Source organism: Maribacter sp. 4G9, from assembly GCF_002742265.1.
Lineage (GTDB): Bacteria > Bacteroidota > Bacteroidia > Flavobacteriales > Flavobacteriaceae > Maribacter.
The window spans coordinates 16303-41528 of sequence record NZ_MDGL01000006.1; the positions used below are offsets into that span (position 1 = coordinate 16303).

Annotated in this window: 19 protein-coding genes; 13 read left to right on the plus strand and 6 right to left on the minus strand. The window is 42.8% G+C overall.

All coding sequences use genetic code 11. The features are described 5' to 3' along the window. The first annotated feature begins 18 nt into the window (after nt 1-18). The 6 genes from BFP75_RS00425 to BFP75_RS00450 all read left to right on the plus strand — a co-directional run bounded on the left by BFP75_RS00425 (nt 19) and on the right by BFP75_RS00450 (nt 8525). Nucleotides 19-2232, plus strand: coding sequence for a bifunctional alpha,alpha-trehalose-phosphate synthase (UDP-forming)/trehalose-phosphatase (locus tag BFP75_RS00425; RefSeq protein ID WP_099542623.1), 2214 nt, complete (start codon nt 19-21; stop codon nt 2230-2232). 21 nt (nt 2233-2253) lie between these two features. Continuing rightward, a complete protein-coding gene (locus BFP75_RS00430) occupies nt 2254-3777 on the plus strand; it encodes a nuclear transport factor 2 family protein (protein ID WP_099542572.1) in 1524 nt (507 codons plus the stop codon). An 8-nt stretch (nt 3778-3785) separates the two neighbouring features. After that, nucleotides 3786-4952, plus strand: a complete 1167-nt coding sequence (locus BFP75_RS00435; protein WP_099542575.1) for an MFS transporter — start codon at nt 3786-3788, stop codon at nt 4950-4952. Between the two features lie 39 nt (nt 4953-4991). Further along, a complete protein-coding gene (locus tag BFP75_RS00440) occupies nt 4992-6323 on the plus strand; it encodes a M28 family peptidase (RefSeq protein WP_099542626.1) in 1332 nt (443 codons plus the stop codon). Between the two features lie 9 nt (nt 6324-6332). Next, complete coding sequence (locus BFP75_RS00445; protein WP_099542577.1) at nt 6333-7937, plus strand: M1 family metallopeptidase; 1605 nt, start codon at nt 6333-6335, stop codon at nt 7935-7937. 126 nt (nt 7938-8063) lie between these two features. Beyond that, the gene (locus tag BFP75_RS00450; protein ID WP_099542579.1) at nt 8064-8525 is read left to right on the plus strand and encodes a GAF domain-containing protein; all 462 of its coding nucleotides are present in this window, start codon (nt 8064-8066) and stop codon (nt 8523-8525) included. Nucleotides 8526-8609: 84 nt separating this feature from the next. Here the strand turns inward: BFP75_RS00450 and BFP75_RS00455 are convergent, their stop codons facing one another. Then, on the minus strand, nt 8610-11999 hold the full coding sequence (locus tag BFP75_RS00455; RefSeq protein ID WP_099542582.1) for a ThuA domain-containing protein: 3390 nt from the start codon (nt 11997-11999) through the stop codon (nt 8610-8612). A gap of 122 nt (nt 12000-12121) precedes the next feature. On the opposite strand from BFP75_RS00455, the gene BFP75_RS00460 reads away from it, so the two are divergent. From BFP75_RS00460 to BFP75_RS00485, 6 genes are all read left to right on the plus strand, one after another. Then, nucleotides 12122-12703, plus strand: a complete 582-nt coding sequence (locus BFP75_RS00460; RefSeq protein ID WP_099542585.1) for a YdeI/OmpD-associated family protein — start codon at nt 12122-12124, stop codon at nt 12701-12703. Nucleotides 12704-12839: 136 nt separating this feature from the next. After that, nucleotides 12840-13607, plus strand: coding sequence for a CDP-alcohol phosphatidyltransferase family protein (locus BFP75_RS00465; RefSeq protein ID WP_099542588.1), 768 nt, complete (start codon nt 12840-12842; stop codon nt 13605-13607). A 38-nt stretch (nt 13608-13645) separates the two neighbouring features. Then, a complete protein-coding gene (locus tag BFP75_RS00470; protein WP_099542590.1) occupies nt 13646-15055 on the plus strand; it encodes an amidohydrolase family protein in 1410 nt (469 codons plus the stop codon). A gap of 194 nt (nt 15056-15249) precedes the next feature. Next, nucleotides 15250-16623: an amidohydrolase family protein gene (locus BFP75_RS00475; RefSeq protein WP_099542592.1), complete on the plus strand. Its 1374-nt coding sequence runs from the start codon at nt 15250-15252 to the stop codon at nt 16621-16623. Beyond that, a complete protein-coding gene (locus tag BFP75_RS00480; RefSeq protein ID WP_206073449.1) occupies nt 16607-17869 on the plus strand; it encodes a metal-dependent hydrolase family protein in 1263 nt (420 codons plus the stop codon). The genes BFP75_RS00475 and BFP75_RS00480 overlap by 17 nt, the downstream gene beginning before the upstream one ends. A 230-nt stretch (nt 17870-18099) precedes the next feature. After that, nucleotides 18100-18762 (plus strand): class I SAM-dependent methyltransferase, encoded by a 663-nt coding sequence (locus BFP75_RS00485; protein WP_099542595.1) that lies wholly within the window; start codon nt 18100-18102, stop codon nt 18760-18762. A gap of 18 nt (nt 18763-18780) precedes the next feature. Here BFP75_RS00485 and BFP75_RS00490 read toward each other — a convergent pair whose 3' ends face one another. From BFP75_RS00490 to BFP75_RS22215, 5 genes are all read right to left on the minus strand, one after another. Continuing rightward, the gene (locus tag BFP75_RS00490; protein ID WP_099542628.1) at nt 18781-19338 is read right to left on the minus strand and encodes a DUF7010 family protein; all 558 of its coding nucleotides are present in this window, start codon (nt 19336-19338) and stop codon (nt 18781-18783) included. Between the two features lie 351 nt (nt 19339-19689). Continuing rightward, complete coding sequence (locus BFP75_RS00495) at nt 19690-20253, minus strand: hypothetical protein (protein ID WP_099542597.1); 564 nt, start codon at nt 20251-20253, stop codon at nt 19690-19692. Nucleotides 20254-20293: 40 nt separating this feature from the next. Beyond that, entirely contained in the window at nt 20294-20710 is a 417-nt protein-coding gene (gene arsN2 / locus BFP75_RS00500; RefSeq protein WP_099542599.1) for an arsenic resistance N-acetyltransferase ArsN2, read from the minus strand. Between the two features lie 353 nt (nt 20711-21063). Then, nucleotides 21064-23940, minus strand: a complete 2877-nt coding sequence (locus BFP75_RS00505; protein WP_240531649.1) for a S41 family peptidase — start codon at nt 23938-23940, stop codon at nt 21064-21066. A gap of 3 nt (nt 23941-23943) precedes the next feature. After that, nucleotides 23944-24306 (minus strand): hypothetical protein, encoded by a 363-nt coding sequence (locus tag BFP75_RS22215; protein WP_240531650.1) that lies wholly within the window; start codon nt 24304-24306, stop codon nt 23944-23946. 127 nt (nt 24307-24433) lie between these two features. On the opposite strand from BFP75_RS22215, the gene BFP75_RS00510 reads away from it, so the two are divergent. Continuing rightward, complete coding sequence (locus BFP75_RS00510) at nt 24434-25024, plus strand: methyltransferase domain-containing protein (RefSeq protein WP_099542600.1); 591 nt, start codon at nt 24434-24436, stop codon at nt 25022-25024. Nucleotides 25025-25226: the final 202 nt, after the last annotated feature.

Below are 25226 nucleotides of genomic sequence, written 5' to 3' on the forward strand. Positions count from 1 at the left end.
AAGCAAAAATTGCTATTTATGGCCAAAACTATCATAATCTCAAATAGACTCCCTGTACAATTACAAATCAGCAATGGAAGCATTACTGCGATACCAAGTGTTGGAGGACTCGCCACTGGTATGAAATCCGTTCATTCAGGAGGGGATAGCCTTTGGATCGGCTGGAGCGGCCTCACCAATGAGGAAACACCCGAAGCATTGGAATCACAAATAGACGATGCCTTGGCCGAGCATGGTTCCTCTAAGGTAAAACTTACCCAAAAAGAAGTAGACGGTTTTTACTATGGATTTAGCAATAGAACGGTGTGGCCCTTGTTCCATTATTTCATGGAATACACGGAGTTCCAGTGGGAAAGCTGGGAAATTTATAAACAGGTAAATCAAAAATTTGCCGATGCTATTTTGGAAAAAGCGGAAGATGACGATGTAATTTGGGTCCATGATTACCAATTAATGCTGGTACCCCAAATGGTCAGGGAAAAACGTCCCAATGTGTCCATTGGTTTCTTCCTGCATATTCCCTTCCCTTCCTTTGAAATATTTAGAACATTACCTTGGCGGATGGAAGTTTTGGAAGGTCTCCTGGGTTCAGATTTAATCGGCTTCCATACCTATGATTACGAAAGACACTTTTTAAGCTCGGTCCGAAGGCTTTTGGGTCTTGAGGTCAGTTTTAACGATATTTATTTGGATGATAGGGTAATAAAAGTGGATTCCTTTCCCATGGGAATCGATTATAAAAAATTCAACGAAGCAGCTAAGGAACATGCACAACGCGACGAATCCCAAAAATCCGAGCTTCAAAAAAGATTGGATACCCATAAGGAATCTACTCCCGATGCGAAATTCTTCCTTTCCATAGACCGATTGGACTATACCAAGGGAATCGCCAAGCGCTTGAATGCCTTTGAGTACTTTCTAAACAAATACCCTCAGTATAAGGAGAAAGTCCGGTTGATTATCTTGGCCGTTCCCTCTAGATCCAACGTACCGCAATACCAACTCCTGAAAAAAGAAATCGATGAGCTCGTAGGACGTATAAATGGGGAACTTTCTTCCGTAAGCTGGACCCCTATTTGGTATTTCTATAGATCTATGCCCTTTGATAACCTCATCGACCTGTATACGACCTGTGATATTGCCTGGTTAACCCCTATTCGGGATGGTATGAACTTGGTAGCCAAGGAGTATATCGCTACACGAACGGATAAGACAGGGGTACTTATTTTGAGTGAAATGGCGGGTTCTGCCAATGAAATGAACGAATCCCTCTTGATAAACCCCAATAACTTTGAGGAAATAGCGGACACCTTGGACAAGGCTATCAATATGCCCAAAGAGGAACAACAACAACGCAATTCCATTCTTCAAAAACGCTTGGAACGATATAATGTGGAGAAATGGGCCAATGATTTCATGACCTCCCTATTGAATCAAAAAGAAAAGGACCTCACCTATATATCCAGAAGGCTTTCAGTTGATTTAATGAACACAGTCATGAAAAAATACAAGTCGGCCAAAAGACGCCTTGTTTTTCTCGATTATGACGGTACTTTGGCCGGATTCAACAAAGATCCCCAGAAAGCAAGTCCGGATGAGGATCTATTCAGATTATTGGATGAAATTTCCGCACAAGAAAATACGGATATGTATTTGATTAGTGGTAGGGACAAAGAAACCTTTACCAAATGGTTTATGCATAAGGGATATAATATGATAGTGGAACATGGGGTTTGGATTTCCCAAAATGGCGAAGACTTTAGAATGTTGGAAAAGGTCAAAAAGGATTGGATGGAGAAAATTCACCCCGTATTAGATTCCTTTGTGGATAGGACCCCGGGAAGTTTTATCGAAGAAAAGAATTATTCCTTGGCATGGCATTACAGAAATACCGATCCTGATTTCGGACAAAAGCGGGCCGTGGAACTGAACACCGTATTGACCAGTTTGATTGCGAACGACGACTTGAGCGTTCTAAACGGAAATAAGGTCATGGAAATCAAGAGCAGCAACGTAAACAAGGGAAGAGCCTCCATGCGTGTATTTGCAGAAAATGAGTACGACTTTGTTTTTGCCATAGGCGATGACTGGACCGATGAATTTATGTTCCAAGAATTGCCAGATGATTCCATTACCGTAAAAGTAGGCCGGCAAAAGACACACGCCAAGTATTTTGTGGACAGTACCAAAAACGTTAGAGACATTTTAGGCAGGTTCGCGGACATGCACTAAATTGGGTTCCAATCCTGTTTTATGAAACATGTCTATTTTTTAGCCTTCCTCTGGCTATCTATTGTGTTAAATGGTTATTCACAGTCCGATACGGAGGTTTTTTTAGCCGACTTGGTATGGAAAAATGATGTTTTAAACATTGTAAAAGCTAAAAATATATCCAATAACGAAGGCTATGACAATCAACCTTCGTTTTACGATGATGACCGAATCCTTTTTTCATCTACCCGAAATGGACAAACCGATATTGCCCTGTTCGACATAAAATCCGAATCAAAATCATGGTTGAACGACACCCCAAATGGCGGGGAATATTCTCCCATAAGAATATTGGGCCAAAAAGATATTTCAGCTATCCGATTGGATGATGATGGCCTTCAAAGATTATATAGGTATGATTTTAATACAAGGAAACCAAAAGAGCTTCTCAAAGGTTTAAAAGTAGGCTATCATGTTTGGTATAATGACCATATCATCGTCTGCACGGTTCTGATTGAAGGCCGAATGGATTTGATAGTGTCAAATCTTGCCGATAAAACCAATTACACGGTACAAAAAAACGTAGGCAGGTCCCTTCATAGAATTCCCGATACAGCGCTTATAAGCTTTATTTCCAAGGAAAATGATACGGCCATGGTAAAATCCATGCATCCTATTTCCGGGGCTACCAAAAATATAGTGACGCTTCCTGGCGCATCTGAGGATGTAAGTTGGACAAAAAATGGAACCTTGCTTACAGCGTACGAAAACAATTTGTTGGGTTACGATTATAAAAATAAGGGCTCTTGGAAACTACTGCACACATTTGATAAATTGGAAATACCTAACATATCAAGACTGGCCGTTAGTCCGGATGGTCAACAATTGGCGTTTGTAAGTGCCGACCCGGTATATAAAATCGTTCAAAAACAGGTGGATTCCTATAATGCAGGAAATTTGGAGGCCTTTGTCAATTGTTACGCTGAAAATGTGGTGGTACGAAACTTTCCATCAGATACCCTGTATATTGGCCGTGATAAAATGCGTGAAAATTATGGCAGACTTTCCCCAGAAAACAAAACGTATGATGTTGAAGTGGTAAACCGTATCGTTATTGGAAATCAGGTCATTGACCATGAAAAAGTAACCGGAAACGGAAAAACAACGATGCAGTTAGCACTTTATGAAGTGAAGGACCGCATCTCAAGCATGACCTTTATTTTTGACCAAAAGACGCAATCAAAACCTGAATCCATTATTGAAAAACAATTGGAAGCCTATAATGCAAGGGATATCGATGCCTTAATGGCAACCTATTCGCAAGATATCAAATTGTATAATTTCCCCAGAGATCTCACTACCGATGGGCTGGAAGCCATGAGAAAAGGATACGCTGAATTTTTTAAATCGGCGCCAGATCTACATTGCGAAATCAAGAATAGGATGGTCATCGACAACAAAGTAATCGACCACGAGGAAGTAACGGTCAATGGAAATACGTTTAATGCCGTGGCTATCTATGAAGTTGAAAACGGGAAAATAGCCAAGGTCACTTTTCTTAGGTAGCTAATCGATTGAAACAAAAACCACATATCCTTCCAACCATAATCATTGCCCAGTTTGCATGTACGTCGCCATGGTTTGCCGGCAATACGGTTATTGATGAACTTATCTTGAAAACAGGGTTGGGTGAAGAAATTATCGGCTGGGTATTATCCTCCGTACAATTGGGATTCATTGTGGGCACGCTGCTTTTTGCACTATTGATGGTAGCGGATAGGTTTCCGCCTTCCAAGGTATTTATGGTATGTGCCCTATTGGCGGCACTCTGTAATTTTGCACTGCTTCAGGAAACTATGACCAAATGGACGATTCTTCTAACTAGGTTTGGGACTGGTTTTTTTCTTGCTGGTATTTATCCCGTGGGCATGAAAATTGCGGCAGATTACTATGAAAAGGGACTAGGTAAGGCTTTAGGATATTTGGTAGGTGCCTTGGTCTTGGGGACGGCATTTCCATTTTTGATCAAGGCCAATAGTTGGGGTCATGAGGCGAACACCGTCATAAAAATAACTACGGCAATGACCTTAATGGGCGGATTGGCAATTAATTTTCTGGTGCCCGACGGACCCTATAGAACCCCTAGCAAAAAACTGAATCTATCCATTGGTCCCAAACTCTTTGGCATTGCAAATTTTAAGAAGGCCGCTTTTGGCTATTTTGGACACATGTGGGAGTTGTACGCCTTTTGGGCCTTTACGCCCTTTGCGATTGCATATTATAATACGAAAACCGGTATGGACTTTTTGGTACCCCTTTGGACGGGTGTCATTATTGCCCTTGGTGGGCTATCGTGCGCTTTAGGTGGTATAATATCTGAAAAAATAGGAAGTCGTAAAGTGGCCTTAACGTCTCTAGCGATATCGGGCCTATGTTGCCTAATCTCCCCCATTTTTTTCATGCTGCCTCCCATACTATTCCTATCGGCCTTGTGTATATTGGGTTTGGCCGTTACCGCAGATTCCCCACAACTATCAAAACTAGTGGCTGCATCGGCTACGGGCGAAATTAAAGGTACAGCGCTTACCCTTGCCACCTGCATCGGCTTTGCCATTACCATTATTAGTATTCAACTCTTAAATTACCTGCAGACCATTACAAATGCAAATTTTTTATTCATGGTATTGGCATTGGGTCCGGCACTGGGAGTTTGGCATCTTATACACCTTGAAAGAGATTAATTTTTAATACTTTTAGAAACACTTCAAATGAAACAAAAAATGAAAAAATGGCTACTGCTGGGTCTTTTGACCACAACCCTTACATTATCGGCACAAACAGACCAACGCATCTATGATATTATCGAAGCCGTCTCTGCAGAACGCATAGAAAACGATATAACCAAATTGGCAAACTTTGGCACCCGTCATACCTTGAGTGATACCGTTTCACGAACCCGTGGCATAGGTGCGGCGAGGCGCTGGATAAAATCGGAATTTGAAAAGACATCGAATGCCTGTAACGGTTGTTTGAACGTATTTTATCAAAAAGACCTGGTCAAAAAGGGCGCCAATCAACGAATAGTGCATGATGTGGAAGTCGTGAACGTTTTGGCCATACAAAAAGGAACTAAATACCCTAATAGGTATATCATTATGAGTGGCGACATTGATTCCCGCGTAAGCGACCCTACCAATTTTACGGACGATTCTCCCGGGGCCAATGACAATGCCAGTGGTATGGCCGGAACCTTGGAGGCCGCTCGGGTACTTTCTAAATACACCTTTGAAAACAGTATTATTTATATGGGACTATCCGGTGAAGAACAGGGCTTGTTTGGCGGCGGGGGTGTTGCACAATATGCCAAGGATCAGGGATGGGAAATCATCGGGATTTTTAATAACGATATGATCGGAAATATCAAAGGAGTGGATGGAGTAGTAAGTAATGTGGATTTCCGAATTTTTTCCGAACCCGTTCCTCCCAATGAAACGGAAGAGCAACGCAGGGCAAGACGGTTTTATGGAGGAGAAGTAGATGGTATATCAAGACAGCTGGCACGTTACGTCCACAAAAATGTAAAGACTTATATGCCTGAAATGAACCCCATGATGATCTATCGTTTGGACCGATTTGGCCGTGGAGGACATCACAGACCCTTTAACGATGCCGGGTTCGCCGGAATACGAATTATGGAGGCGCATGAAAATTACACCCAGCAACATCAGGATATACGTGTAGAAGACGGCATAGCATATGGTGATGTTTTGGAACATGTCAATTTTGACTATGCAGCCAAGCTTACGGCAGTGAATGCCATTAATCTGGCTTCCTTGGCTTGGGCTCCTCCGGCACCCAAGGAGGTAAAAATAGGTGGTATCGTTCAGCCTTCGGCCAAGTTTCAATGGAGCAAGGTGGACGGTGCCGTTGGGTATAAAATTTATTGGAGGGACACGACCTCACCCACTTGGGACCATAGTAGGCTTGTTGGGGATGTGACTGAATTCACTTTGGAAGGTATCGTTATTGATAATTTTTTCTTTGGTGTGTCCGCAGTAGGAAAGAACGGATTTGAAAGTCCGGTCGTATTTCCAAACGGGATTTTTAGATAATTGTGACTTATGAAAAAACTTTTTATGATTACCGTCATCCTGACTACCTTACATATTAAGGCCCAGGAATTTACGGAACAAGACACCCTTAGAGGCAGTATCACTCCGGAACGCGCCTGGTGGGACCTCAATTACTATCATTTGGATATTGAGGTTAAACCGGATGATAAATTCATTTCCGGCACCAATACCATACGCTACAAGGTTTTGGATAAAAATCAAGTGCTTCAGGTCGACTTACAGCCACCTTTGGTTATCGAAAAAATTACGCAAGATGGAAAAAACCTAACTTTCGAAAGTAATGGAAACGCGCATTTTGTGAGGCTTGAAAAATCTCAAATTGTGGGAGATTTTAACGAAATCGTAGTGCACTATTCCGGGCATCCCAAAGAAGCTGTCAGAGCTCCCTGGGATGGTGGATTTTCTTGGAAAAAGGATGAAAACGGGAAACACTTTGTGGCAACGTCTTGTCAGGGACTAGGAGCTAGTGTTTGGTGGCCCAACAAAGACCATATGTACGATGAAGTGGATAGCATGCTCATGAGCGTAAAAGTACCCAAGGGCCTCATGGACGTATCCAATGGAAGATTACGCAAAGTAGACAAGGATACGAATACCTATCACTGGTTCGTATCCAATCCCTTAAACAACTATGGGGTAAATGTAAACATTGGCGATTATGTCCATTTTGGCGAGACTTATGATGGCGAAAAAGGTACTTTAGATATGGATTACTACGTTTTACGGGATAATCTGGAAAAAGCCAAGGAACAGTTCAAGCAGGCTCCCAAAATGATGGAAGCCTTTGAGCATTGGTTCGGCCCTTATCCTTTTTACGAGGACTCATTCAAATTGGTGGAAGTCCCCTATTTGGGAATGGAACACCAAAGTTCCGTCACCTACGGAAACCAGTATGGAAATGGCTATTTAGGCAGGGATTTATCGGGTACAGGATGGGGATTGAAGTTCGATTATATCATCATCCATGAGGCTGGACACGAATGGTTCGCCAATAATATTACCTACAAGGATATCGCCGATATGTGGGTACACGAGGGTTTTACCATGTATTCCGAAAGTCTTTTCATTGAATATTACTATGGTAAGGAGGCAGCATCTGAATATTTATTGGGCATCCGAAAGAATATCCGGAATGACCGACCCTTAATTGGGCCTTACGGCGTAAATAAAGCGGGGTCTGGAGATATGTACAACAAGGGAGCCAACATCCTACATACGTTCAGGCATATCATGGACGATGATGAAAAATGGCGGGCCACCCTTCGTGAACTTAATGAGGAATTCTATCATCAAACGGTAACAACCAAACAAGTTGAAAATTATCTGGATGATAAGGTCGAAGGCGATTTTGGAACCTTTTTTGACCAATACCTTCGAACCGCAAATATTCCGGTTTTTGAATATGAAATTCAGGATGGAATTTTTAAATACCGATTTACCAATGTCATTAACGGGTTTGCAATGCCCTTAAAGGTTGAGATGGCTGGAAAAACCGATTGGATTTCCCCTTCCACCGAGTGGCAACAAAAATCACTTAAAGGGAACGACATACAAGTGGACCCAAATTTTTATGTGGACGTTAAAAAAGGATAGCGGATAAAACCTAAGACATATCATGGGTAGCTGACATATATCATATTCCCCAAACTGACAATATCCTTAAATTGGCCATCGTTAGAGGAAATAGCAAATCATAGTTTTAAATACCTATTGATCAAAATGAACAACATCCCCGAAAAAATATCGGTAAAACTTGAACAAAATCCTATAGATTGGCAAAGTGTTTTAGAAGAGACTATTAGCCATTTCGATTGCTCAACGGGTACCCTTCATTTTCTAAAACCGGACACATCCATTTTAGAGCTGAAGGCCCAAAAAGGAATTCCTGATTTTCTTATCCCCAAGGTATGGGCAATTCCAATCGGTAAAGGCATGGCTGGGATAGCAGCTGAACGCATGAAACCTGTAGAAATGTGCAACCTACAAACCGATGCATCCGGAGTGGCAAGACCGGCCGCTAAAAAGACGAAAGTAGAAGGGTCGCTTGCTGCACCATTGATACACGAAGGGAAATTATATGGAACCATCGGCATAGCGAAACCTATGTCCTATGATTTCACAGAGGAAGAAATAGCTTCTTTAATGGGGATTGGCGAAATGATATGTAAAAATATAGACTGACCCCTTTCACTATCGCTTTTTGGGAACCAACCATTAAAAAAGCCCGCGTAAAGCGGGCTTTTTGGTATTATAACAAACTCTAACCTATTTGAACATAGCACCCGTAAGGGCGACCGGAGAGACCTCCTTGCCTTCCTCCGCTTTATAGGTAACATAATAAGGTCCATCACCAGAGACTCCAGAAATAGGAATATCTATCTGTGTTCCTTGTCCGCCGGATTGTGCGGGCATAATAGCCTCGCCAACGATGGGACCTTCTGGCGTATTTTCATGAATTTGAAAGGTATAACTCAGTTGTGGGGGACTCTGCCAACCCGCATTCAAGGTTAAGGAATTTACACCTTTAAGCGAAATACTTGCCAACTCCAACCATCCTGAAGCACTGTTCATCAACATTAGGTTCATTCCACCAAAGGTCATGGCCTGCATATTGCTAGTTTTCATATCTTCGGTCAGCTGGATAGTGCTACTTGGAATAGCGACGGAATTGGAGCCTGTCAATGGAATAGTACCTTCGGCACCATCATCCGTGTAACTGGCGGTCAGCACCAACATATTCCCAGGAGCCGAAGCTTCTGCTGCGATAGTACCCTTTAATGGAAGTGACTTTTGCACTTTTTGGTCTCCTGCCAAGGACAGGATATACAAGGCTATCTGTCTTGTTTCGTCACTGGTGATTTTAGGGTGCGCGGGCATGGTTACCTCGCCCCAAACACCGTTACCTCCGGTTTTTATCCGTGTCTGTAAATAACTCATGGCATCCCTTCTATTCTTATATTTTTGGGCAACGTCCATATAGTTTGGACCTATGGATGCTTCCGCTTCCTTATGACAGGTCTTACAATCCATGGACTGCGCAAGGGCCTTTCCTGTAACTGCGGCCGATACTTGTTGGTGCCCCAAATTCATGGCCACTTTGTCCATCCCTTCCAGATAGTCCACACTCACGAAGACATTACTTTCATCCACTGTTCCACCATCAGGGTCGGTTACACTCACCTCATACGCTATTTTTTGACCAGGTAAATAAAAGGCCGGAGTACCTCCATTCAGATTGATGGTTACCTCAGGTCTGGAATTACCGGCAACAATTCCGGTACTTTCACTCACTGCGGATTCTCCTTTGTCATCTGCAACGGTAACGCTCAAATTATACGACCCGGCATCTGCATAGGTGTAGCTAACATTGGGTTCCGTAGTTTCCTTGGTTTCTCCGTTACCAAAGTCCCACGTATAGGTTATGTTGTCCCCTTCCCTGTCTTTGGCAACCACGGAAGCACTAATGGCAAGCGGTGTTTTTCCCGCTGTAGTCTCAACAATCATATCATCAATGACAGGAGGTCTGTTTCCACCATTGAATTCAATATAGGACAACCCTGAGTTGGCATTTTGGGAAAACCAACCACTACCGTACTCCAAAAGGTATACCCTTCCATCTGGGCCCATCTCCATATCTATAAGGTTGTTCAATTTCACTTCCGGCGCAAAGGGTTCCATTTTATTAAAACTACCATCTTCCTTCAAATGTACCGCGAACATCCAGCCACGCATCCAATCATAGATAATCACTTTACCATCATAATAGTCAGGCAATTTGTCCTGGCCTGTATACAAATCAGAATAATAGGTGGGACCCGCCATGGCGTTTCGTCCACCAGTTGTAGTCTGTGGAAACTGACTGGATTCATCATAAGGATAGAAAACATAAGCTGGCATTGCCGGTGGCAATTCAGTCAACCCTGTATTGTTCCTTGAGGTATTCATCGGTTTTTGTGGATCAAATGCCTCCCCGGACTCACCCGTTTCATAATTGTATTCCTTGTAGGCATAGTTGTCCCCAATGAACAATGGCCAACCAAAGTTACCGGGCTTACGTGCCTGGTTCATTTCATCATATCCTCTTGGCCCCCTGGTTTCCAAGCTATCCGCCCTAGCATCGGGTCCCACATCGCCCCAATACACGTAGCCGCGTTTTACGTCCACGGAAATCCTATAGGGGTTTCTATGACCCATGGTATAAATTTCCGGTCTTGTTTTTTCAGTTCCCACAGGGAAAAGGTTCCCTTCGGGAATGTCATAGCTACCGTCTTCGTTAACCTTTATCCTTAGGATTTTTCCACGAAGGTCATTAGTGTTGCCTGAACTCCTTCTGGCATCGTACTGCTCATGCCCTGGCGTATCGTTCAATGGCGCAAAACCGTTGTTCACATATTTTTCACCACGTTCATTGAAAGGTGTGGAATTGTCTCCCGTAGAAAGATATAAAAGGTTATCAGGGCCAAAGGCAATGGAGCCACCCGTATGGCAACAAATTTCCCTTTGACTGTCTACTTCCAATATAACTTGCTCTGAACCTAGATCAAAATTACCATCGGCATACTTTAATCGGGATAAGCGATTTACCCATTTATCGCCAGTAGGTGCATAATACACATAAATCCAGTTGTTATTGGCATAATCAGGATCTTTCTGTAAACCCATGACACCTTCCTCAGCATTAACGCCAGGGGTTTCCAAGGTTTTCCAATAAACATCCAATTTGGCAACTTCCTTTAATTCTTGGGTCTCATCATTATAAAGCACGATTTCGCCCCTTCTTTGTGCAATCAGCACATCGTTATTGGGCAAAACGGCCATTTCCGTTGGTTCAAAAAACTGACCTTCAGAAAGTACCAACTTGGAGAACCTATCCGTATCCGGCGGGATTTGTGATTTTACCTTGGAATAATCCAACACTTCATTTTCCCCTATGGCATATTTGATTCCGCCCAAAACATGTTTTAAAAACAAATCTTCAGAAAAGCTCTCATCCGTATGTCCGCCCCCCGTATAAAACGCACGGCCTCCATCAAAATCGTGGTACCAAGCAATAGGGTGAAAATCCCCATTCTGACCGCCTTCATAGGTAGATTCATCCAGCGTCATCACTACGTTTACATCCGGATTTATATTTTTATAATTATAAAGCTCATCGTCCCTGTTCCAAACGCTATCCTTAAAAAACTCAGTAGCGATAAAGTTTTTGTCCTTGATAATGAAATCTGCATTGGGAGTCCCCCTGGGGTGGCTCAAGAACTGGGCACCCGCAAGATCGTTGTACCAACCCCAATCATATTCCGTATCCGCAGCGGCATGTATACCCACATAGCCACCACCTGCTTGGATATAACGTTCAAAAGCAGCTTCTTGGAATTGATCTAGAACATTACCTGTAGTGCTTAAGAAAACAACCGCAGAATATTGTTTTAGGTTATCATCCGTAAACATTTCCGCATTTTTGGTCGTATCAACGGCAAAACCGTTTTCTTGTCCCATCTTTTGCAATGCGGCAATTCCTGCGGGTATGGATGCGTGTTTAAAACCCATGGTTTTGGAGAATACCAAGACCTTAGGTTCCCCTTCACGTTTATTGCCACCACATGAGACAATAATAAGCGCAAAGCCCAAGAGCAGCGCATTAAATACTTTTTTCATACGTAAATTTTGTTGTTTGTCGGTTTAATAAGCCTCAAAAATAGGTTTCGCAAGCTTATCCACCAATTGTTTACGGACTAAAATTGTATTTTAAACACAATTTAACACTGAAAAAAGATTATATGTCAAAAATACCAGAGCTCTATTTCAAAAATGATACGGAATTTAGGGAATGGTTGCACATCAACCATGATAAGCATTCCGGCATTTACTTGATATTTTTCAAGGTTGCACATGCCAACGACAGTATGCGCTGGGAGGAAGCGGTAAAAGTGGCCCTTTGTTACGGATGGATCGATAGTACCGTAAAAAGTTTGGGAGATGGTAAAAGAAGACAATACTTCTGTCCGAGGAAACCCAAAAGCGTTTGGAGCAGGGTCAATAAGGATTACATAAAAAAGCTTAAGGCAGAAGGATTGATGCATACAACCGGACTTAAGGCAATCCGTATCGCCAAAGAGAACGGGTCATGGAGTGCCCTGGACGACGTAGAAGACGGAAAGATACCCGATGATCTACAGTCTGCCTTCAATAATAACAAAAATGCTTTCAAAAACTTCCAAAACTTCACCAGAGGGCAACAAAAGAGTTATCTCTATTGGTTGAATCAGGCAAAGCGTGAAGAAACAAGACAAAAGCGCATCAGCGAAATAATACAACATTGCCATGAAATTAATAAATATAGAAACGGGGGTGGAAGGTAACACCATCTACTTTTCTCATAAAAGCCCTTGGATTGTACCAATTAAACTGAATAAAGGCCTATTTTTGCCCGGTAGTTGTTTGGTATGACAAGCTAGCGTGTTCCCGTTATTGTTATTTCAAGCAATTGCCAGTCAAATGTCCAAATTACCTGAAGAACACCGTTTTTTCGATCTATCGGATTACGGAAGATCAGTAGCCTTTCAACTGGTCCAAGTACTAAAAACCACAGCTCTAACCCCTATTCATATTACGGTTGCATTCGTTGTAAGCGGTTTAACCGCAATTTTACTCCTTCTCAATGAATACTACGGATTGGCGTTGCTGTTTTTGATTCTAAAATCAATTTTAGATGCAGCCGATGGAGAATTGGCAAGGGCTAAAAATACGCCTTCACATACCGGAAGATATTTGGATTCTATATCGGATATTATTTTGAACCTGATTTTGTTCTTGACTATCTGGTATATCACCGATGGTTCTTTACTGCTTACAGTAATATCCTTTTTGTGCCTGCAATTGCAGGGCACCCTCTACAATTACTACTATGTCATTTTACGAAATAGACACAATGGGGATACCACGAGTAGGGTTTTTGAAAATAAAAGCCCCAATGCGCTTAAAGGGGAAAGTCAGAAAACGGTAAACTCCATGTTTAAGATATATTCCTTGTGCTATGGTACTTTTGATTCCATTATCTATAGATTGGATAAAAACGCCGCCAAAGGCAAAGTCTTTCCAAATTGGTTAATGACCGGGGTTTCGTCATTTGGATTGGGCTTTCAACTATTGCTCATCGGTCTCATGTTTACGTTGGGCTGGCAGCAGTATATCATTCCCTTTTTCATAGGCTATTCCATCATGATATTTATATTTATCCTGATCAGGCAATTACTGAATCGGTAATTCTTTTTACCTTCCGTACTCAATTTATTTTTTAACTGATGAGATACGGATTTTCCCTTTTAGGTATCGGAATGTTGTTTTTGCTGTTGATAAACTGTGAATCAGAAAAAAGGGTTTCCTATGATACCCTTTTAACGGGAGGGAATATCATTAACCTGGAAGATGGCTCCGTCAACGTGGGTGATATTTATATTTCCGATGGACAAATTGCCAAAGTGTCCTATGATAAAGCCGATGAAAACTCCACCGCAAAAAATGTGGTAGATGCCACGGGAAAATTCATTTTACCCGGATTTTGGGACAACCACGTACATTTTCGCGGGGGTGACTCCCTAATTGAAGCCAACAAACGTTTTTTAGGACTTTTCATCGCCAATGGAATCACTACCGTACGTGATGCCGGTGGCGACCTGACCACATCCGTCATGCAATGGAAAAAGGCTATTGAAAACGATGATATGGTTGGACCCACCATTTTTACATCAGGGCCTAAAATAGATGGCCCCGGGGCAACTTGGGCGGGTTCCTTGGAAGTGGAAAACGAGGCAGATATAGAAGAGGCATTGGATTCCCTGCAGTCCATCCCAACCGATTTTGTCAAAATCTACGACAGTAAGATTTCCGGGGAAAACTACCTCAACACGATTCGCGCTGCGGAAAAAAGAGGATTGATTACCTCGGGACACATGCCCTTTACCGCTACGTTGGAATCCACCATAGATGCAGGAATCGATGCCGTGGAACATCTATATTACATCATGAAAGGTTGTTCTTCACAAGAAGATGTAGTTACCGAACAACTTCAAGACAATAAGATGGGTTTTTGGGATGCCATGCCGATACTACAATCTACTTATGATGATTCTGTGGCCAAGCAAACATTTGAACACCTAAAGCAAAAAAATGTATTTGTGGTGCCTACATTGCATATTGGGCATACCCTGAGCTATTTGGACGAGGTGGACCATAGCGAGGATGCATATTTAAAATATATGGCTCCCGGCATTATCAAGACCTATGAAGGGCGCATCAATCGGGCCAAAAATGCTTCTGAAAAGGCGATACAGGACCGAAAGGAACTGGACACCTTTTTCAAAAAATTGGCATTGACCCTAAACCAAAATGGGGTTTCCCTATTGGCAGGTTCTGATAGCGGGGCTTTTAATAGCTATACCTATCCCGGAATATCCCTCCACAAGGAAATGGAGGCCATGGTAGATGCGGGCATATCTCCATTGGATGCCCTAAAGGCTTCGGCCTATAATGGGGCCGAATTTCTAAAGCAAAAGTCGGACTACGGAACCTTGGAATCCGGCAAAGTGGCCGATATCGTGATTTTGGATAACAATCCCCTGGAAAATATTCAGAACACCCAAAATATTTTTATGGTGCTTAAACAGGGTGAAAAATTCACCAAGGAATCCTTGGAACAACTACTAACCCATTAATGGTATGAAATGAGCCATAACAAGTCTTGATACCCACTGAAACCAAGGGTTCACGAACACCTGTTTTAAAAATAGACAAGCTTCGTGAGTAAATGGTTGTTGGCGAAATCGAAGATTCATGAACACCTATGTAAACAAAATGAAATGGTGTGAATAATTGCATCTGACCTATTAATAACAATAAAAATAAACAGATGAAAACAACACTTTTATTTGTATTTCTGACTTTTTTGATTGCCTGTAACGATGGAAATCAAATCGAGACCAAAAAGGATATCCTGATCACCGATATTTCCATTATCGATGTAACGGACGGTTCGGTTTTGAAAAATAGCTATGTGGTTATCGATTCAGGCCGGATACGTTCCATCTCCCAAAAAGCCGTGGACACCTCATTTTTTAAAACAGTGATCAATGGGTCCGGAAAATACCTGATGCCCGGTCTCGCAGAAATGCATGCGCACATCCCCCCTCCTGAAGTCGGTGAGGAGCGAATAAACGAAACCTTGTTTTTGTACCTGTCGAAAGGCGTAACGACTATTCGTGGAATGCTTGGAAATCCGATACACTTGGAATTAAGGGAAAAGGCGGCTAATGGAAATTTACTGAGTCCCAGAATTTATACTTCAAGTCCTTCTTTAAATGGGAACTCCGTAACCTCAAAAGAGGAAGCCATTGAAAAGGTAACGCAATATCAAAAAGACGGTTACGATTTTTTAAAGATACATCCAGGGATTCAACGGGAGGTGTTTGACCAAGTGGTGGAGACCGCCAACAGTGTAGGTATTCCTTTTGCCGGCCACGTTCCGGTAGATGTTGGTATTCGCCATGCCTTGGAAAGTAAGTATGCCTCCATTGATCATGTGGACGGATTTTTAGAGGGACTCGTTCCGGAATCTGCGAATGTAAATCCTAGCGATAATGGATTCTTTGGATATGCGTTTACCCCACTTGCCGATACCACCAAAATTGACGAGCTGGTTACGCTTTCCAAAGCAAACAAAGTTTGGATCGTACCCACCCAAAGCCTTTTTAAACGATGGTTCGCCCCAATTTCAGCGGATGAATTACTCAGTCAGCCCGAAATGAAATACATGCCCAAAACTACCTTGGAGAATTGGCGGAATACCAAGAATAGCTACATGGAGGATGAAAATTTTACGGAAGTACAGTGGCAGCAGTTTGACGCCATCCGTAAAAAACTCATTAAAAAATTACAGGAAAACGGACAGGGAATTCTCCTAGGTTCTGATGCCCCTCAATTGTTCAACGTCCCGGGCTTTTCCATACAACATGAGATTGCGGGAATGCTAGGTGCCGGAATGACCCCTTTGGAAATTATACAGGCAGGGACCATCAATCCGGCTACATTTTTTAATGCCGGGGATCAATATGGTGAAATTAAGGAGGGTTTGTCGGCCGATTTGATTCTGCTAAATGAAAATCCCTTGGAAAAGCTATCCACCTTACACCATAACGAAGGTGTTATCGTGAAAGGACAGTTCTTGTCCAAGGAAATGATTCAGGAAAAACTAAATGAAATTGCACAACATGCCGCGAACAATTAAATCCATAAAAAACTGGTCCGTTCTATTCTTATTTTTTTGTAGTACTAGCTATAGCCAAATCCTTTTAAAACCCGACCGTGTATTTGACGGGACCGATATCCATGAAAATTGGGTGGTATTGGTGGAAGGCAATACAATAAGCTATTCTGGTGCATTGAGCGGCCTCAAAAAGCCCAAGGGGACCCAAGAAATCGATTTGGCAGGAACCACCTTAATGCCTGGTATTATCGAAGGACATTCCCATCTTTTATTGCATCCCTATAATGAAACGGATTGGAACGACCAGGTACTCAAGGAATCGCCCGTTGAGCGTGCCATACGGGGTTCCGTACATGCCAAAAATTCCTTAATGGCCGGTATCACGACCATGCGCGATTTGGGCGCGGAAGGTGCTGGATATACCGATGTCTATTTAAAAAAGACTATTGAGGACGGCATCATTGTAGGCCCAAGATTATTGGTCGCAGGTCCCGCCATCGTGGCCACAGGGGCATACGGGCCCAAAGGCTTTCACGACGGTGTCACGGTTCCCTTGGGAGCGGAGCCCGTTAGCGGAAAAGAAGAGGCTATAAAAACCGTAAGAACCCAAATGGGCAACGGTGCCGACCTGATAAAAATATATGCCGACTACCGCTGGACGCCTGGAGCGGATTCCCAGCCTACCTTTTTACAGGAAGAAATCGATGCCATGGTTGAAACTGCCGAAAGTGCGGGAAAATATGTGGTAGCGCACGCCAGTACACCGGAAGGTATGAAACGGGCCATTCTGGGTGGTGTGGAAACCATTGAGCACGGCGATGGAGGAACCTTGGAAATTTTCACCATGATGAAGGAAAAAGGCATTGGCCTTTGCCCTACCCTGGCTGCCGGGGACGCCATTACCCAATATCGCGGATGGAACAAAGAGAAGGACCCCGAACCGGAACGTATTACCCAAAAAAAACAATCCTTTAAGTTAGCCCTTGAATCAGGGGTACAAATCGTTTTTGGTGGGGATGTGGGTGTGTTTACCCATGGAGAAAACTATCGGGAGATGGAATTGATGGTCGATTATGGGATGCAGTCAAAAGATGTATTGGTTTCTGCGACCAGTGGTAATGCCGCCATGTTCCACTTGGATCAATTAGGACAATTAAAAAAAGGATTTTTGGCCGATGTCATTGCGGTGAAGGGCAATCCGCTAAAAGACATAAAAACAATGCGGGAAACGGTGTTTGTGATGAAGGACGGCGTTATCTATAAGTGAAAAATTAAAAGTGAAAAGTGAACAATGAAAAGTGAAAAATGAAAAGTGAAAAGTGAAAAGTGAAAAGTGAAAAATGTAGAATGAAGAATGAAAAGTTAAAAGTAGAAAGTGAGGGCCTGGATGTTAGATGTTAGATTCGAGAAATTAAGGGAAGTAAAGAATTTAAAAAAAACGAACAACGCCTGCCCTGAGCGTAGTCGAAGGGAACAACGAACAACTAAAAACCTTGCATGGCCACCAAAAAACCTAAAAAACCCTGGCCCACCAAGGCCGCCATGGAACAGATTTACGAACAGCACCTATGGGGCGGTGACCACCATATGTTTTATTCGGGTGAGGGTTCGCATGACCCTAATTTGGTAAAACCCTATGCAACCGTCGTTTCTCGGTTTTTAAAGTCCTTTGAAACCCCATTAACGGTTTGTGATCTGGGCTGTGGCGATTTTAATGTAGGAAAGCAGTTAGCTCCGTATACCAAAAAATACATCGGTGTAGATATTGTAGAAAACCTCATCGACCACCATCAAAATACCTTTGCGAGCGACAACATACGTTTTCAATGTCTGGACATTGCCCAAGATGAGCTTCCGCAGGCCGATTGTGCCATTTTAAGGCAAGTGCTTCAGCATGTATCCAACACCGAAGTCCAACACATTGCACAAAAGCTATCAACCTACAAGCATATCATCGTGACCGAACACCTCCCGGAAGGCGATTTTGTCCCCAATCTGGATATCATTTCCGGTCAAGGCATCCGATTGAAAAAGCAAAGTGGGGTGGATTTATTGGCCCCGCCCTTTAATCTAAAAATAATTGAAAAAAACGTATGGTTGCGCCAACCTGTAGGGATTGACAAAGGCACTATCGTTACAGTACATTATGTCTTACGATAAGTCACAGCGGAAAATGAATTAGTGATCCGTTTCAACATTCGTTCTAGGTCTCCTATTTAAAATGACCAACGTGAAAACATAGATGAGGACAATGGCAAAGGGAATGGCCACAAAACGATATTCGGGCAAAAGATACCATAGGGCCAACACTACCGCAGTTCTGGTCGCCGTGTGAAAGATACCCACCCAATGCTTTACTATCCAGGAAAAGGGCAGCCACATAAGGCCCGTTAAAATGCCTACGCTCAATGGTAAAGAGGTATAGTCTATCAGAAAAAAGGGTATGGCTATGGAATAGACCAGTACAGCTTGGGCAACGGTGAACATAAAGAGCGCATCGAATTCATTTTTCGGTTTGCTTTTGTCCAAAAAATGCTCCCCCGTAAATTTGGATAGGAAGATTCCCAGATACACTATGCTTCCAGTACCGATAAAGATTGACCAAACTGCGACTACAGGCGAAAAGAAGATACCACATAGACCAATGAGGAACCATACAATCAAACCAGCCAAGGGCGTGGCCATAAACTTTCCGTTAGAGAATTCAATGCGTTGTACTTCCAAGGTTCTTTTCATGGTAGGAAAGTTATTATAACCAAATTTATGCAAAACAAGGGAAATGTCACGCATCCCAAAATAGGCCGGTTTATTCCCCAAGCGTCAATTTATGCTACATGGATTTCTTTTAAAAAAAAGTTCCCCTCCCTGGTCAGGGAGGGGTGTTTCGCCTTGGCGTAATGGGGAGGGTCAGGTTTTCTTTCCGATACTTTTTCCATCGACGAAAAAGTATCCAAAAAGACTTAGTTGAGAGCAGTGAACTAGCAATAGATTCTTCGTTCCACGGTTCTTCCCTCAAAAAAAATACGTGTCTTAGGCTACTCCCCCGCTCTACGCGCAGCGAGCAAGGTGTTTTCTTCCTGGGAATGTTTAATTATCCTCTGATAATATAGGTGGAAGGGGTTGTCGATCCCCAAATTTTGAGTTAATCATTTCAATCGCTAAAAACGTTTTTAACTTGTAAAAATATAACTCAAAGTCACTCTCAATTAAGTTGTCCAGCAAGATTCTAAATGTCGAGTCAGGCTGGTTTTCTTCTATTGCAACTGAATCTAACTCCGTGAGTATTCTTGTCCATTTTGTGGAATGGTTCACTTGATTATTCACACAGGCTTGAATTTGGGTTTTAATGGATTCGTTTACTTTATACCAAGGGTCTAGATCATAAAAGGAAATCAAAGAGTCAATTTGAAAATTTTTGTTAGCAAGAATCCTATTTAATAGTGTAATGTAACTTTTACCACTATTGTCCTGCAAAAGTTTACTTTCGATCAATAAGATTTCGTAGTCATTGATGGCTTTTTTCAAATCATAATTTACGCCTTTGTAAATTTCATTTTGGCAATTAATGATTTGATTTTCAACCAAGTTTTTTTGTGCTGAACAAAAGCAGATTAGACCGATATAAATCAGTGTAAGAATATTTTTTTTCATAAGATGACAAAAAGTAGGGGTCTTAGGCTACTGTTTTAAATTAAAGTTCCTTCACCATGTACATGGAACTGGAGGGACATATTTCGGAGAATTCCTTCGTATTCGAAATGGCCTTGGGAGCGGTAGACCGTTCCCTTACCTGAAAACCATAGCGTTTAAAATAAGCATCGGCCGTAGTGGTCAGCAGGTGCAATCGCTGAATACCCTCCTTCCTGCTCTTCGTGCATAAGGCATTCAACAACTGTTTTCCAAGGCCTTTGCCCTTGTGGGAATCGGCAACGGCCAGAGAACGCAGCAAGCCATCGGTTCCATATTTCTCAATGCCAATGCACCCTATAATTTTTCCGTCCTGTTCCCTGGTAATGAATACCACGTTGGATTCTACCAAATCTTCAAAGGGAAGGTTGTTCGCCTGTAACAATTCCTGTATGGGTATTAGGTGCGTCAATGGGTTCATGACCGTAGTTTTAGTTTGGAACGTTCGTAATTATTTATTCATTCATTATGGCACCAAACCTAAGGCTTGGTAGTATTTTAATGGATTCTTTCTTGCTACGCGCGTCATCAGAAGGACATTCTAGTATATTAAACCGTTGTACACTTTAAAAATTATATATATAAATGTCAGTTCGAGTGGTTGATTTTCGATTTTTTTCATCGAAAATCAAGTGTATCGAGAACCTTTTGGGCCTTAAAAAGGTTCTCGATACAATTTTTCTTCATTGCATTGCGAAAAATCACTCGAACTGACCCTTTGGTCACAATGACAGGTTCAAAATCCACAACGGTTTTTGTTATATTGCCACCAGCCTACTTCACCTGTCCCATCAAAACCTCAATGGATTTTTCCAGTTGCTGATCACGGCCCTTTGCTATAACTTCAGGTTGATTTTTGACAAGTATATCAGGGTCGGTCTCATTATTTTCCATCCACTCCCCTGCCTTGTTCTTGGCACTAACGGGCACCACGCCCCAAACCCCGCCATTGGGCAAACGTTCCCAACCGGCAAAGCTACAGGTCCCCGGAACGGGCATTCCCACCGTTGTCCCTATTTTTAATTCAGTATACCCACTGGCAAAGCAGGAACCATCACTGTACATGGATTCATTATACATGGCCAAGGTTGGCTTGGTCCATCTAGAGGTAGGTTCTCCCCCAACGACCCGGTCCTCTGTTTCGTAGGATAAAAATGGCACTCCGGTAAAGAACATGGCCAAATCGGCCACCAAATCGCCACCGCCGTTAAAACGGGTATCCACGATCACGCCCTTTTTATCAAAAAACTTGCCCATCATTTCCTCATAGATAGATCGGTACGGTCCGTCGCTCATTCCTGGAATATGGACATAGCCCAGGGCGCCATTGCTCTTTTCCTTGACTTCCTTTTCGTTCATCTCCACCCAACGGTCGTACAGTAGTCCGGCTTCCTCATTTAGGGAAATAGGCTTTACGGTAATCTGCTTGCGAACATTGTTGTCACCAACAAGGTCCAATAACATGAATTCACCTTTCTTCCTATTCAGGTAACTGGCCACATCCCTTGCAGGCACTATGGTTTCCCCGTTTATTTTTTCTATGATCATCCCTGGCTTTAGATTAAAATTGGCCTTGTCCAACGGTCCGCCCTTAATGATTTCCGCAATTTTGATTCCGTTGCCCGTATGTTCATAATCCATAAAAATACCCAAGGAAGCGGTTTCATCGCCATTATCGATAGTATCGCTGTAACGGCCCCCGGCATGCGACACATTGAGCTCGCCCAACAGTTCCGAGATCATTTCCGCAAACTCGTAGTCATTCCCAATGTAGGGCACGTATTTCTCATATTCTGTTCGCATGGCCTTCCAATCAATTCCATGGAAGTTGGAATGGTAGAAAATACCATTGGTGCGCAACCAAATATGATCGAACATATACCTACGTTCCGCATCGGCATCCAATACCATTTCTGATTTTAGCTTTACCGGCTCCTTCTTTCCGGCCTTTACGTCAATTTTAGCGATGCTTCCATCGGCCATCAAATACAGGTTTTCCTGCTTTTTGTCCCATTGTAGACTGCCGCTTTTGGCCCCCAACGTTACCAATTTTTTGGTCTCCTTCGTCCGTATTTCAGTTTCCCAAAGGTCTAGGTCCTCCTCAAAACGGGTCAGGTAATACAGTTTTTTCCCATCCTTGGACAACACGGCATCGCTTAATTTGGAGGAGTGTATGGTGAGTCGGGTCTTACGGTCTTCTGTACCATTCAAATCGAATTTCAAAGGCTTTACGGGTTCCTCCTTCTTTTCCGCATCCTTTTTCTTTTTCTTGGTATCGTCCTTGTCCTCCGCCTTATCCTCATCCTTTTTATCGCCTTCCTCGATCAATTTCATTAAATCGTATTCCTCTTTGGACAGATTGAATTGATCCCAAGCATCTTGGGTTAGGAACATGGTATACACATCAAATTCCGACTGCCCACTGGTGGCATAACTTTTAAGTCCGTTTCTGTTGCTAAACCAAATAATTTGATTGCCCTCCCCTATCCATTTGGGCTGCATGTCGTAATACCCGCTTTCGGTGAGGTTTTTTCGGGTCTTCCCATCTGCGGAAATCAGTAAAATCTCACTGTTGCTCAAGGATACGCCCCAATCCACCAAAAGCCATTTACTATCCGGACTCCATTGGTAGTATTTGTCGCCGTCCGAGAAATGGTACAATTCCTTGGGCGTCAACAGGGTTACTGTTTCATTTGTTTTTAAATTTTTGACTTTCAAGGTTCTACGACCTTCAATATAGGCTATCAGGTTACCATCGGGTGAAAATTCTGGTAGATATATATCAGTACTGTCGGTTACCAAGGTATCTTCCCGAACCAAGGTAGATGCAAAAAAGTAGGGCTCTTCCTTACGTTGCTTAACGGTCTTAAAAATGGACCATTTTCCATCTCGCTCGCTGGCGTATGCAATCGCATTACCATCCGACGAGAATTTCACAAAACGTTCCTGCTCCGGTGTATTGGTGAGCCGTTTGGTCATACTACCATCTACCGATGTGGAAAAAACCTCCCCACGGCTAATAAAGGCGATTTCCTTTCCGTTGGGCGAAATATCCATTTCCCTAACCCCGCCGTTGACGGACACATATTCCACGGTATTATCCGCCGATTGTGTACGGACTATGATATCCACTTTTTGCGGTTCGCTGCCTTCCTCAAAAGAATAGAGTTCCCCATCGTAACTAAAGGCCATGGTTCCGTTTCCAATGCTCAAGAAACGTACAGGATGCGTTTTAAACTCGGTCAGCTGCTCGTTGGATACGGGGTTCTCCAAATTAAGTTTATGCACATTAAAGGTGCCACTCGCCTCGCTCAAATAGTATGTGGATTTACCGTCCGCACCAAAGACGGGATTACGGTCTTCCCCTTTAAAAGTGGTAAGCATGGTATGTTCACCGCTCTTCGTATCATATTTCCAAATATCCCTTGTTATGGCCGATGTATGGTGTTTTCTGAACGTATCCTCAAAACCCTTTTTATCATGGTAAATCATTTGGGTGCCATCCGTATGTACCTGCACATCCTCCGCGGGAACGGTGAGGACTTGGGACACCCGACCTGCGGTAACCGGCACGCTGTACAGTTCCGGTTGCCGACTCAAAGGATATTGGCGATGTTGTACATCATCCTGTCTTGCCGCTCCAAAAATCACACTCTAATCATCCGCAGAAAACGAATAAGGTGTCTCATCATTGCTATGGAAGGTTAACCGGGTTGCCTCACCCCCTTTGGCGTCCATGACATACACATCAAAATTCCCAAAGCGGTTCGAGGCAAAGGCCAAAGAGTCCCCATCCTTGCTCCAAACCACATTGTAATCATGGGCCTTATGAAAGGTGAGCTGTTGGGCCACACCACCGTTCTTGGGCACCCTGTAAATATCCCCTTTATAGGTAAAGGCGATGGTATTGCCGTCTGGTGATATGGCGGGATAGCGAAGCCATTTAGGATGCTCTTGAGCGACTGCACCTAGGGTAAAAACGAACGATAAAATAAAAAAGGACAGATGGTTTTTCATGCTTGGAATTTAATCGCGCCAAGATAAGTAAAAAGTGTATGAACGGAATCAAAATTTGTATATCCGGCAGAGAATCCAGGATGGCTTTGCAAATTGTTCCTACTTTAGCATCCAATAACGCTATACCATGGATGAAAAGACCTATTGGGACCAACGCTATGAAACCGGTGAAACCGGCTGGAACATTGGCTATCCTTCCACGCCTATCAAGGAATTTGCCGATCAACTGAATGATAAACAAATAGCCATTCTAATACCCGGTGCTGGCAATGCCTATGAGGCCGAATATCTGTATGGGCAAGGATTTAAAAACGTTCATGTGTTGGATATTGCTGATGTGCCACTGAAAAGTTTCAAAAAAAGAAACCCGCATTTTCCCGAAGCTCAGCTTTTAAACGAGGATTTTTTTACGCACAAAGGAGCATATGATTTGATTCTGGAGCAGACCTTCTTTTGCTCCCTTGTTCCTACCGATGAGAACCGAAGCAATTATGCGAGGCAAATGCATCGATTGCTAAAACCCAAAGGAATTTTGGCCGGGGTCTGGTTTAATTTTCCCCTGACGGGCAATATGGAAAAACGACCTTTTGGTGGAAATAAGGAGCTATACCTCAGCTATTTGGAACCTTATTTTAAAACCATCACTTTTGAATCGTGCTACAACTCCATTCCGCAACGACAAGGAAACGAGCTTTTTGGGATATTTGAGAAAAAATAGTCCCCTTGGTAATTTTCTTTTTCCTGATAAAGCTAAGTTCAACAAGGTTCCGGTTCGCGCTCCCACACTTTTCCCTTATCTTTAAACAAGTCTATTAAATTAATAGCCTCTTATGCTTAAAACATTTTGTTCATCAACCTAAAAAACACATCCCATGAAAAGAATTGTATTGCTTTTTGTAGTTGCATCGCTCATTTGGAGC